Source organism: Delftia sp. PE138 (genome assembly GCF_018320755.1).
GTDB lineage: Bacteria > Pseudomonadota > Gammaproteobacteria > Burkholderiales > Burkholderiaceae_C > Comamonas > Comamonas tsuruhatensis.
The window spans coordinates 34,596-46,640 of record NZ_JABEPN010000012.1 but is presented as its reverse complement, the minus strand read 5'-3'; the positions used below and the strand labels follow the sequence as shown (position 1 = coordinate 46,640).

Annotated in this window: 10 protein-coding genes; 3 read left to right on the top strand and 7 right to left on the bottom strand. The window is 67.0% G+C overall.

Features of this window, described 5'->3' with window-relative positions; translation table 11 throughout:
- Positions 1–68 precede the first annotated feature (68 nt).
- The gene (locus tag HFGMBDPB_RS27290) at positions 69–968 is read left to right on the top strand and encodes a LysR substrate-binding domain-containing protein (protein WP_047325741.1); all 900 of its coding nucleotides are present in this window, start codon (positions 69–71) and stop codon (positions 966–968) included.
- A 142-nt stretch (positions 969–1,110) separates the two neighbouring features.
- Here HFGMBDPB_RS27290 and HFGMBDPB_RS27285 read toward each other — a convergent pair whose 3' ends face one another.
- Both HFGMBDPB_RS27285 and HFGMBDPB_RS27280 read right to left on the bottom strand, forming a co-directional pair.
- On the bottom strand, positions 1,111–3,996 hold the full coding sequence (locus HFGMBDPB_RS27285) for an aconitate hydratase (protein WP_212646655.1): 2,886 nt from the start codon (positions 3,994–3,996) through the stop codon (positions 1,111–1,113).
- A gap of 177 nt (positions 3,997–4,173) precedes the next feature.
- Positions 4,174–4,593 (bottom strand): hypothetical protein, encoded by a 420-nt coding sequence (locus tag HFGMBDPB_RS27280; protein WP_212646654.1) that lies wholly within the window; start codon positions 4,591–4,593, stop codon positions 4,174–4,176.
- Between the two features lie 456 nt (positions 4,594–5,049).
- Between HFGMBDPB_RS27280 and HFGMBDPB_RS27275 the strand changes: the two genes are divergently transcribed.
- Complete coding sequence (locus tag HFGMBDPB_RS27275) at positions 5,050–5,322, top strand: hypothetical protein (RefSeq protein WP_212646653.1); 273 nt, start codon at positions 5,050–5,052, stop codon at positions 5,320–5,322.
- A gap of 177 nt (positions 5,323–5,499) precedes the next feature.
- Here HFGMBDPB_RS27275 and HFGMBDPB_RS27270 read toward each other — a convergent pair whose 3' ends face one another.
- Positions 5,500–5,922 (bottom strand): hypothetical protein, encoded by a 423-nt coding sequence (locus HFGMBDPB_RS27270; protein WP_212646652.1) that lies wholly within the window; start codon positions 5,920–5,922, stop codon positions 5,500–5,502.
- Positions 5,923–6,053: 131 nt separating this feature from the next.
- Here HFGMBDPB_RS27270 and HFGMBDPB_RS27265 point away from each other — a divergent pair, with 131 nt between their 5' ends.
- A complete protein-coding gene (locus tag HFGMBDPB_RS27265) occupies positions 6,054–6,875 on the top strand; it encodes a helix-turn-helix domain-containing protein (protein WP_074923101.1) in 822 nt (273 codons plus the stop codon).
- 76 nt (positions 6,876–6,951) lie between these two features.
- Here the strand turns inward: HFGMBDPB_RS27265 and acnB are convergent, their stop codons facing one another.
- From acnB to tam, 4 genes are all read right to left on the bottom strand, one after another.
- Positions 6,952–9,543, bottom strand: coding sequence for a bifunctional aconitate hydratase 2/2-methylisocitrate dehydratase (gene acnB / locus HFGMBDPB_RS27260; RefSeq protein ID WP_016450204.1), 2,592 nt, complete (start codon positions 9,541–9,543; stop codon positions 6,952–6,954).
- A gap of 63 nt (positions 9,544–9,606) precedes the next feature.
- A complete protein-coding gene (locus HFGMBDPB_RS27255; RefSeq protein WP_016450203.1) occupies positions 9,607–10,188 on the bottom strand; it encodes a hypothetical protein in 582 nt (193 codons plus the stop codon).
- Between the two features lie 31 nt (positions 10,189–10,219).
- Positions 10,220–11,239 carry an HpcH/HpaI aldolase/citrate lyase family protein gene (locus HFGMBDPB_RS27250; RefSeq protein ID WP_047218611.1) on the bottom strand — a complete coding sequence of 340 codons (1,020 nt, stop codon included), beginning with the start codon at positions 11,237–11,239 and terminating at the stop codon, positions 10,220–10,222.
- The gene (tam, locus tag HFGMBDPB_RS27245; protein WP_013803434.1) at positions 11,236–12,042 is read right to left on the bottom strand and encodes a trans-aconitate 2-methyltransferase; all 807 of its coding nucleotides are present in this window, start codon (positions 12,040–12,042) and stop codon (positions 11,236–11,238) included. The genes HFGMBDPB_RS27250 and tam overlap by 4 nt, the downstream gene beginning before the upstream one ends.
- Between the last annotated feature and the right edge of the window lie 3 nt (positions 12,043–12,045).

Sequence of the window (12,045 nt, the reverse complement as noted above, 5' to 3'; positions counted from 1 at the left end):
TGGAAACAGTCCTATTCGAGTCAAATATCGATAACGTATTGATCAATAGTCAAACCGGATAGAACGCCATGGAGCTGAGACAACTGAGGTACTTTCTGGTGCTGGCCGAGGAGCTGCACTTCAGCCGCGCAGCCCAGCGCCTGTCCATCTCCCAGCCGCCGCTGAGCGTGGCCATCCGCCAGCTGGAGGAAGAATTGGGCGCCCAGCTTTTCGAGCGCACCAGCAAGGAGGTGCGGCTCACGGCCGCCGGCAAGCACCTGCGCGTGCAGGCCCAGGACATCATGGAACAGGCCCAGCGCGTGCGCCAGGACATGCGCGCCATCGCCGACGGCGTGCAGGGCCGCATCCGGCTGGGCTTTGTGGGTTCGGCCATCTACCGCGGGCTGCCCGAGGCGCTGGAGAGCTTTCGCGCCCGGCACCCGCTGGTGCGCATCGACATGCTGGAGCTCAACAGCGCAGAGCAGATCGCCTCCCTGCAGCAGGAGCGGCTGGACCTGGGCCTGCTGCACGCCACGCGCCCCGCGCCAGGCCTGCAATCACACACCCTGGTGAGCGAGCCGTTCATGGCCTGCCTGCCGGACAGCCACGCGCTGGCCGGACTGCGCAAGCTGCAGGTGCGCCAGCTGGCGGGCGAACGCATGGTGCTGTTCTCGCGCCAGGTCTCGCCCGACTACCACCAGCAGATATGGCAGATCTGCCAGAGCGAAGGCTTCACGCCCGACCTGCACCATGAGGTGAGGCACTGGCTGTCCGTGCTGTCCATGGTTTCGCTGCGTCAGGGCGTGTCCCTGGTGCCGGCCTGCCTGCAGCGCGTGGGCTTTCCGGGGCTGGCCTTCGTGCCCATCCAGGGCCGGCACCCGCAGTCGCAGATGCAGGCCATGTGGCACCCGGGCCATGTGCAGCCCCTGGTCGAATCGCTGCTGGCCCATCTGCGCGACAGCGTGGGCAGGCTGGGGCAGCAGCCATAAACGCCACACCCTTGCTCAGTTCACTCTGTCCAAAACTGGCGTGACCCAGAAGCGAGGGACACCGAGCAAGGGCCGCCCCGCTGCCAGGATGTCGTCCCCCTTGCAGGGAGAAGCCGCATAGCGGCTCAGGGGGTTTCCAACTTCATTCCAGGAGCTGCCTGAGAACGTACGGCAGGATGCCGCCGTGCTTGTAATAGTCCACCTCGATGGGCGTGTCGATGCGCAGCTTGACCACCACGGTCTGCTTGCTGCCATCGGCACGCGTGATCACCAGCTGGGCCTCGCTTTGCGGTGCCAGGTCGGCGGCGGGAATCACCTCCACGAACTCCTCGCCCGTCAGGCCCAGGGTCTGCCAGCTGTCCGTGCCCAGGAACTGCAGCGGCAGCACGCCCATGCCGACCAGGTTGGAACGGTGGATGCGCTCGAAGCTGCGCGCCACCACGGCCTTGATGCCCAGCAGCTGCGTGCCCTTGGCGGCCCAGTCGCGGCTCGATCCCGTGCCGTATTCCTCGCCCGCGAAGATCACGGTGGCACGGCCTTCGGCCTGGTACTTCATGGCCGCGTCGTAGATGGACATCTTGGTGACCTGGCCCGTGCCGTCGCGGTACAGCGTCAGGCCGCCCTCCTCGCGCGAGCCATCGGCCTGCGCCGGAATCATCAGGTTCTTGATGCGCACGTTGGCAAAGGTGCCGCGCATCATCACCTCATGGTTGCCGCGCCGCGAGCCGTAGCTGTTGAAGTCGGCCTTTTGCACGCCGTGGGCCAGCAGCCACTGGCCTGCGGGCGAGCTTTCCTTGATGGAGCCGGCCGGCGAGATGTGGTCGGTGGTGATGGAGTCGCCGAACAGCGCCATCACGCGCGCGCCGTGCACCACGTAGGGGTTGGAGCCTTCGGCGCCGGCAGCACCGGCGGCAGGCGCGTCCAGCTCAAGCCGGAAGCCGTCGAAGAACGGCGGCTCGGCAATGTAGGTGCTCTCGGGCCAGGTATAGGTGGCGCCCGTCACGCCGTGGATCTTTTCCCAGAGCTTGCCGGGCTCGGAGCGCACCTTCTCGTAGTTCTCGCGGAAGGCCTTGCCGTTCATGGCGTACTTCATCAGCGCATGGATCTCTTCGCTGGTCGGCCAGATGTCGCCCAGGTAGATGTCACGGCCGTTCTTGCCCTGGCCCACGGGCTCGGTCATCAGGTCGCGGCGCACCGTGCCGGCAATGGCATAGGCCACGACCAGGGGCGGGCTGGCCAGGAAGTTGGCCTTGATGTTGGGGTGGATGCGCGCCTCGAAGTTGCGGTTGCCCGACAGCACGGCCGCGCAGACCAGGTCGTTGCTGGTGATGGCCTCGTTGAGCTCCGGCGTGAGGTCGCCCGCGTTGCCGATGCAGGTGGTGCAGCCGTAGCCGGCCAGCGCAAAGCCCAGCTTTTCCAGGTAGGGCAGCAGGCCGGCTTCGGTCAAATACTCGGTCACCACGCGCGAGCCCGGCGCCAGAGAGGTCTTGATGTGCGGCTGCACCGTGAGCCCGGCCTTCACCGCCTTCTTGGCCAGCAGGCCGGCGGCCAGCATCACGCTGGGGTTGGAGGTGTTGGTGCAGCTGGTGATGGCGGCAATCAGCACGTCGCCGTTGGCGATGCTCAGGCGCTTGGGCGGCGTGGGGGCATCGACCGGCGCCTCGCTGTGGGCGGCCTCCAGCTTGGGCTTGTTGGCCTCCATCTCGGCCAGCGAGCGCTGCGCGCCGGGCGGATGGGCCGGCGTCTCGGGAGCCACCTCGCCCTCGCCGCCACCGCCTACGGGAAAGCTCCGGCCCAGCCGTTCGATCGGCTGGTTGAACCCGTTGTGCGCCGCAGGGGCACTGAACAGCTCATCGAACTTGGACGACACATTGCCCAGCTCGATGCGGTCCTGCGGGCGCTTGGGTCCGGCCAGGCTGGGCGCCACCGTACCCAGGTCCAGGCGCACCACATGCGAGTAGTCGATCTCGCCGGCGGCCGGCACGCCGAACAGTTCCTGTGCGCGGAAATAGCCCTCGAAGGCCTCGATCTCGGCCTTGCTGCGGCCCGTGCCCTTGAAGTAGTCGATGGTCTTTTCATCGACGGGGAAAAAGCCCATGGTGGCGCCGTACTCGGGCGCCATGTTGCCGATGGTGGCGCGGTCGGGCAGCGCCAGGGTGCGCGTGCCTTCGCCGAAGAACTCCACGAACTTGCCCACCACCTTCTCGCGGCGCAGGATCTCGGTCACCGACAGCACCAGATCGGTGGCCGTCACGCCCTCGCGCAGCTGGCCCGACAGCTCGAAGCCCACCACATCGGGCGTGAGGAAGTACACGGGCTGGCCCAGCATGGCGGCCTCGGCCTCGATGCCGCCCACGCCCCAGCCCACGACGCCGATGCCGTTGATCATGGTCGTGTGGCTGTCCGTGCCCACCAGGGTGTCGGGGTAATGCACGCCGTCCTTGGTCTTGTGCACGCCGCGCGCCAGGTACTCCAGGTTCACCTGGTGGACGATGCCGAAGCCCGGCGGCACCACGCCGAAGGTGTCGAAGGCCTGCATGCCCCACTTCATGAACTGGTAGCGCTCCTTGTTGCGCTGGAACTCCAGCTTCATGTTCAGGTCCAGCGCCTTCTTGGTGCCGAAGTAGTCCACCATGATGGAGTGGTCCACCACCAGGTCCACGGGCACCAGCGGCTCGATGGATTTGGGCTTCTTGCCCAGCCTGGCGGCCGTGCTGCGCATGGCGGCCAGGTCGGCCAGCAGCGGCACGCCCGTGAAATCCTGCAGCACCACGCGCGATACCACGAAGGGGATCTCGTCCACGCGCTCGGCCTGGGGCTTCCAGTTCGCCAGTTGCTCCACATGCTCGCGCGTCACCTTGTTGCCATCGCAGTTGCGCAGCACGGACTCCAGCACGATGCGCAGCGACACGGGCAATCGCCGGACCTGTGGATATTGCCTTGCCAGCTCAGGCAGGGAGAAGAACTTGCCCTTCTTGCCCCCCGCCGCAGCAAAGGTCTTGAGGGTGTTTTCATATTCGTGGCGCATCGTGAGACTCCTGGATGAAACTCTGGGAAGGCACATGCGCGCCGCCTTTTTCCGGGCTGCTGGGCATGTACCAAGACTCTGATTTCCATTGTGCCCAGAAGTGCCCGCGGATGCTGTGGTCCATTGGCGATAGTCACACGCGGACAACGCTGTCCGCGCGGAAAAAGCGGCAGGCTTTCACGGGGCTGTCATCGAACCGGCCAGCGAAGCCCTGCTGCGCCACAACCCCGCGCACTGCAGATCGCCCAGCGCCACGCCGATGGCCGCCTGGCCCAGCACCCATGCCCAGCCTGTGGGCGCAGGCTCCAGCACGCCGCTGTACAGCACAACCCCGCAGGCCAGGGCCCAGCCGAAGTTGCCGAACACGGCAATGGCCACCAGCCCCCGGCTGCGCGGCATGCGGCACGCGCCCCAGCCAGCCACGCAGGCCCAGGCCAGCAAGAAGCACCCCGTGCCCAGCAGCAGCGCCTGCGGCAACCCCGTGACAACGGCCAGCGGCTGCGCAAAGGCCAGTTGCACCGCACCCGCGGCAGCGCAGCAGATGGCGTCGGCCCACAGAGTGCGGGGCAGGAAACGGACATGGGAAAACATCGGCATCAGCACTTCTTGTGGATTGCCGGGCATGCACCTCGCAAGCCGGCCCCGCCGATGCTCCGCCGCCACCGCCCCCCGAGTCCATGACCTGCCAGGTCATGCCAGCCCCGCTGGAGCAACTCCAGTCGCTATGCCACAATCCGCACCAGCCCCCTGTCACGGGGCCGGTGCTTGAAAACACCTTTTCCAAGACTAGCGGTGCAGCCTCCCCGTCAGCGAGGCTTTGTCACGTCTGAATCCTGTATTCGTGGGCGCTTGCCCACGTCTGTGCGATTTCGGGCGGGATGGGGCTCACCGCAAGGCTGCCCGCACGACTAGTCTCGTGTTTTCAACATCCCGCCCACCTGCCTGCGCTTGAAAACGCAACCCGGTGGTCTCAAGCCTCGACTAGGAGCACGGAAGCATGCGCAACGTTTGCCTTGCCACGGCCTCTCTCAACCTTGCACGGAGAGCCGAGCCATGACCCCCAGACCCCCACCAAGCGCCGAGCATTTCACCCAGGTCGTGACCGAGGTGGACCGCCTGGTGCAGCAAGGCTGTGCCGAGATCTCGGCACTCTCCCGCATGGCCCTGCTGTGGCTGGAAACGCCCGAGACCAGCAACCGCCTGGACGTGCTCGCCAGCGCCCTGCGCACCATCCGCAACAGCGACGACATGCTGGCCAGCGAAACCAGCGGCGAAGTCGTCGCCGTGGGCTGCTCCCACCACGTCAAAAGCAGCGCAGCCCCCTGAACCCGGCCGAGCGCAGCAAAGGACCGCACCAGCCCCCCCCGTATGCCAGCGCCTGCGTCGGGCCGCCTTCTTAGATCTGACCTTTCTTGGCGAATCAAGAAAGGGCCGTCGGCTGCCGGGCCGAGACCCGGCCTCGAAAAACAACGGCCCGGCAGGGTCAAAACAAGCCCGCTGTAGTCATGACATGGCAACACGCGCACCGCCAGCCACATCGCGCGTGCGCAGCAACCCAGTCCACTGCAACTCAGCCAACACCACAACCACCAACGCCTGAGCCAACACCCACGCCACCCCCCAGGCAGACAACCCCAACCCACCAAACGCCAACAGCGCAACACAGCCCACAGCCCACCCGAAATTCCCCACAACCACCAGCCCGATCAACCGCCGCGGCACAGGCGAGCGCGCCGCCATCCACGCAGCCAGCAGCGCATAGCCCAGCAAAAACCAGCCTGTGGACTGCAGCAGCGCCAGAGGCAACCCCGTCACATCCGACAGCGGCTGCCCCGCCACCAGTTGCAAGGCGCCCGAGGCGGCGCAGGAAGCAGCATCGGCCCACATCACGCGGGGCAGGAAACGGGGGGAAGCGAACATCGACATGGCGAACTCCTTGAGAGCAACAGGCACACACCGTGCATGCCATGGACTGCATGGTCCGCCGCAGGCTGCACAGGGTCGATAACCTCGCAGGTCATGGCCGCCACGCCGGCCCCGCCGCTACGATGCGGACCATGACCTCCACCGCCCATCCACCGTCCGCGCGCTCGCCCTTCGGCGACCATCTGCGCCACTGGCGCCAGCACCGCCGCCTGAGCCAGCAGGGCCTGGCACTGGAGGCCGAGATCTCCACGCGCCACCTGAGCTATGTGGAAACCGGCCGCGCCCAGCCCAGCCGCGAGATGGTGCTGCGCCTGGTGGAGCGCCTGGGCGTGCCGCTGCGCGAGCGCAACGCGCTGCTGGTGGCCGCAGGCTATGCGCCCATGTACCAGGCCCGGCCGCTGGACCACCCGGATCTGGCCGCCGCGCGCCAGGCCGTGGACCTGGTGCTCAAGGGCCACGAACCCAATCCCGCCCTGGCCGTGGACCGTCACTGGAACCTGGTGGCCGCCAACGCCATCGTGCCGCTGCTGCTGGCCGGCGTGGCGCCCTGGCTGCTGGAGCCGCCCGTCAATGTGCTGCGCCTGAGCCTGCACCCCGAAGGCCTGGGCCCGCGCCTGGCCAATGCAGCCCATTGGCGCGCGCATCTGCTGCACCGCCTGCAGCAGCAGATTGCCGCCACGTCGGATGCGCAGTTGCAGGCGCTGCACGACGAGATTGCCGCCTACCCGTTCAAGGAAGATGAAGCGGACTCACCACATGGCGCAGCACCTGCCAGCCACATCGCCGTGCCCTTCGCGCTGGACACCGACCATGGCCGGCTGAACTTCATCAGCACCATCACCATCTTCGGCACGCCGGTGGATGTGACGCTGCAGGAGCTGGCCGTGGAGTCGTTCTTTCCGGCGGATGCGCAGACGCAGGAGGTGCTGGGGCGGTTGAGGCAGGCTGCGTAAACCGGAAAGTACAGAGCCAGAAAGCAGCAAAGCCCGCCGAAGCGGGCTTTGCTCATGGAGCCGGATCAGGCCGGACTCAGGCGCTCACGCCCTTGGCCACATCCGCGTACTCTTCGATCTGGTCGAAGTTCATGTAGCGGTAGACGCTGGACTTGTCGGCATCGATCACGCCCATTTCCTTGAGGTATTCCTCCTTGGTGGGCAGCTTGCCCAGGCGCGATGCGATGGCGGCCAGCTCGGCCGAGCCCAGGAACACGTTGGTGTTCTTGCCCAGGCGGTTGGGGAAGTTGCGGGTCGAGGTGGAGATCACCGTCGCGCCTTCGCGGACCTGGGCCTGGTTGCCCATGCACAGCGAGCAGCCCGGCATTTCGGTGCGGGCACCGGCCGTGCCGAAGGCGGCGTAGTGGCCTTCCTTGATCAGCTCGTTCTGGTCCATCTTGGTGGGCGGAGCCACCCACAGCTTGACGGGGATGTCGCGCTGGCCGCCCAGCAGCTTGGCTGCTGCGCGGAAGTGGCCGATGTTGGTCATGCACGAACCGATGAAGGCTTCATCGATCTTGGTGCCGGCCACTTCGGACAGGAACTTGGCGTCATCGGGATCGTTGGGGCAGCAGACGATGGGTTCCTTGATGTCGGCCAGGTCGATCTCGAACACGGCAGCGTATTCGGCGTCCTTGTCGGCTTCGAGCAGGTCGGGCTTGGCCAGCCAGGCTTCGACCTTCTCGATGCGGCGCTGCAGCGTCTTGGCGTCGGCGTAGCCGTCGGCGATCATGTTCTTCATCAGAACGATGTTCGAGGTCAGGTACTCCTTGATCGGCTCGGGGTTGAGCTTGATCGTGCAGCCGGCAGCCGAGCGCTCGGCCGAGGCGTCGGACAGCTCGAAGGCCTGTTCCACCTTCAGGTCGGGCAGACCTTCGATTTCCAGGATGCGGCCCGAGAAGATGTTCTTCTTGCCGGCCTTGGCCACGGTCAGCGCGCCTGCCTTGATGGCGTACAGGGGAATGGCATGCACCAGGTCACGCAGGGTGACGCCAGGCTGCATTTCGCCCTTGAAGCGCACGAGCACGGACTCGGGCATGTCCAGGGGCATCACGCCCGTGGCGGCGCCGAAGGCCACCAGGCCGGAACCTGCGGGGAAGGAGATGCCGATGGGGAAGCGCGTGTGCGAGTCGCCGCCCGTGCCCACGGTGTCGGGCAGCAGCAGGCGGTTGAGCCAGGAGTGGATCACGCCGTCACCGGGACGCAGGGCCACGCCGCCGCGGTTGCTGATGAAGGCAGGCAGCTCGCGGTGGGTCTTGACGTCCACGGGCTTGGGGTAGGCGGCCGTGTGGCAGAAGGACTGCATGACCATGTCGGCCGAGAAGCCCAGGCAGGCCAGGTCCTTGAGCTCGTCGCGGGTCATAGGGCCGGTGGTGTCCTGCGAACCCACGGTGGTCATGCGCGGCTCGCAGTAGGTACCGGGGCGCACGCCCTGGCCTTCCGGCAGGCCGACGGCGCGGCCGACCATCTTCTGGGCCAGCGTGAAGCCGGCGTTCGAAGCAGCGGGCGCCTGGGGCAGGCGGAACACGGTAGAGGCAGACAGGCCCAGGAATTCGCGGGCCTTGGCGGTCAGCGAACGGCCGATGATCAGGTTGATGCGGCCGCCGGCGCGCACTTCGTCGAACAGCACGTCGCTCTTGAGCTGGAACTCGGCGACGGTCTCGCCGTTCTTGACCAGCTTGCCGTCATAGGGCAGCACGTCGATGACGTCGCCCATCTCCAGCTTGGAGACGTCCACTTCGATGGGCAGCGAGCCGGAGTCTTCCTGCGTGTTGAAGAAGATGGGGGCGATCTTGCCGCCCAGGGTCACGCCGCCGAAGCGCTTGTTGGGCACGAAGGGGATGTCCTGGCCCGTGGCCCAGACGATGGAGTTGGTGGCCGACTTGCGCGAGGAGCCGGTGCCGACCACGTCGCCCACGTAGGCGACCAGGTGACCCTTCTTCTTGAGGTCGTCGATGAACTGCATCGGGCCGCGCTTGCCGTCTTCCTCGGGCTTGAAGGCCGCGTCGGGACGGGTGTTCTTGAGCATGGCCAGGTAGTGCAGCGGGATGTCCGGACGGCTCCAGGCATCGGGTGCAGGCGACAGGTCGTCGGTGTTGGTCTCGCCGGGCACCTTGAAGACGGTGACGGTGATCTTCTTGTCCACTTCGGGGCGCGAGGTGAACCACTCGGCGTCAGCCCAGCTCTGCATGACTTCCTGGGCCTTGGCGTTGCCGGCCTTGGCCTTGGTGGCCACGTCGTTGAAGAAGTCGAACATCAGCAGCGTCTTCTTCAGCGCATCGGCAGCGACGCCGGCGACTTCGGCGTCGTCCAGCAGCTCGATCAGGGGGTGCACGTTGTAGCCGCCCACCATGGTGCCCAGCAGCTCGGTGGCCTTGGCCTTGGAGATGAGAGCCACCTGGATGTCACCGTGGGCCACGGCTGCCAGGAAGCTGGCCTTGACCTTGGCGGCATCGTCCACGCCCGGAGGAACGCGGTGCGTGAGCAGGTCGAGCAGGAAGGCGTCCTCGCCAGCGGGCGGGTTCTTGATCAGCTCGATCAGTTCGGCAACCTGCTTGGCATCCAGCGGCAGCGGGGGGATACCGAGCGCGGCGCGTTCCGCCACGTGGTCACGGTAGGCTTTCAACATGATTCTCTCTCCATGGTTTTCTAAAGTGGGGCTGCTTGCGGGACGCTCAGGTCCGGGCCTGGATTACTGGCCGGCGGGCTTGGGTGCTTCCAGCAGGCTGGGAGGCGGGTTCTTCTTGATGGCCTCGGCCACCTGAAGCTGGTCAGGGCTCATGCATTCGTCGGCCAGGCGCTGGCCGACCTTCTGGTTCATGAGCATGGACTTGTTGGCGATCTGCAGCCAGACGGCGCCGGCATGCTTGTCTTCCAGGCGCACGGTGCCGGTCGAGGTCTTGACGGGCGCCATGTGGTACTTGAAGCCCTTGCCGTCGATGTTGAAGTAGCCGGGGTTGGACTGGTCGGCCGTCACATTGACGAAGGCGCCCAGCTCGCAGGGAATGCGGCCGGTGTGCACGCGCTCCGAGATGGCCAGGTCTTCGGCGGACAGCGGCTGCTGGGCAGCAGCTGCCACGGCCGCCGCACCGCCGACTGCGGCAGCGCCGGCAGCGGCCTTGGCCGCGGTGGCCTTCTTGGCGGGAGCCTTCTTGACCGCAGGCTTGGCGGCGGCCTTGGCCGGAGCCTTCTTGGCAGGTTCGGCGGCGCTGGCGCCCAGGCCCATGGCCAGCAAGGGGGCTGCGATCAGGATGGAGGCGATAGCTGTCTTCATACGTTGGGCTCCTGCAAATTCCCGGTGTGGGCTAAGCAAGTGATTCTGATGCAAACCAGGGCTGCACCTGCGGGGGCAGCGCCTGGCCGGTCTGGTGGGCACGTGTGAGCAACTGCCAGAAGTAGCGGTAGCTCGCCCGGTCATGTAATACACCATCCACGCTGACGGGCGCCCAGTCGGCGGCCCCGGCGGCGGTAAGTATTTGTGCGGCCTGCGCCACTTCGTCGGCCTGGGGCGCGAACGCGGCGAGGATGGGACGGATCTGGTCCGGGTGGATGCTCCACATGCGGGTATAGCCGAGCCGCCGTGACGCCTGTGTGGCAGCGGCCTGCAGCGCCTGTGGATTCCTGAACTCGGTGACCACGCAGTGCGAAGGCACCTTTCCGTGCGCGTGGCAGGCAGCTGCGATCTCCAGCTTGGCACGCACGACCAGCGGATGGTCGAACTGGCCGGCCGAGCCCATGGCCGAGGCGGGAATCGCGCCGCCATGGGCCGAGACGAAGTCCATCAGGCCGAAGGAAATGCTCTGCACGCGCGGGTGTGCGGCGATGTCGAAGGCACGGTGCACGGCGGCGGGCGACTCGATGAGCACATGCAGCGGCAGTTCGCGGCAGCCCAGTCGGCCCAGATGCCGCTCGGCCAGCAGCACGTCATCCACGCTTTCCACCTTGGGCAGCATGAGGTGGCACAGGCGGTCGCCGGCCTCGCCGACGATGATGTCCAGGTCCTGCGCGAAGCTGGCGTGGTCCACGGCATGCACGCGCGCAGCCACGCGGGCGCCGGGCGCGGCATCACGCGCCAGCGAGGCCACCAGGCGCGCATGGGCGGCCTCCTGGCCCACGGGGGCGCCGTCCTCGCAGTCCAGCGTGACGTCGAACACGCAGGTGCCGAACTCGGCCATCATCTCGGCCTGCAGCTGCAGGCTCTTGCGCATGCGCACTTCCACGCCGCTGTAGTGGTCGCAGACGGGCAGGTGCAGGGCACCGCCCTGCGCATCGAGCAGCACCTGGGCCGGGTGTGCGCGAGAGGGTGTGGACGTGGCGGCGGTCATGGCTTGCGCTGGGCGACGATGAACAGGCGGGGGAAGGCCAGCAGGCGCCGGCCGTCGGCGCGCACGCCGTAGGCGGCGTCCACGCGGTTTTCGTATTCGGTGAGGAAGTCGGCCTGCAGGGCTTCGGGCAGGCCTTCGACGAAGGGCTTGAGGCCGGTGCCGCGCAGCCACTGGACGATGGCTCCGGCCGAGTCCATGGGATGCTGGTAGACGGTGTGCCAGACATCGACGGCGCCAGCCTCGACGCCGGCCTGCTCCTGCGGGCCGGCCAACAGGTCGTAGTAGCTGCGGATGGGCAGGATGTCGGCCCGCACCTTGGCGGCATCGCCGATGTAGGCGGCAAACTTGGGCAGGCTGGCGATCTCGCGCATCACGCGGTGCGTGGCTTCCTGCCGGTTGTCGGGCATCTGTATCGCCAGCACGCCCCCTGGCGCCAGTTGGGCGAACAGGCGGGGTATCAGCGTTTCATGCTCCCCCACCCACTGGAGGGAGGCATTGGCATAAATCAGGTCGGGAGCGCTCTCGCCGGGGGCGGGCGTCCAGGAAGCAATGTCGGCCAGCGCGAAGCGGGCCTCAGGCAGATGCTGGCGCGCGGTGGCCAGCATCGCCTGGGAGTTGTCTATGCCGGTGATCGTGGCACCGGCATAGCGCTGTGCAAGCAGCTCGGTGGAATTGCCCGGCCCGCATCCCAGGTCCACCACATGGCGGGCCTGGGCCAAGGGCACACGCGCCAGCAGCTCGGCTGCGGGGCGCGTACGCTCATTGGCGAAACGCAGGTAAAGCGCGGGATTCCAGTCGAGCATGGC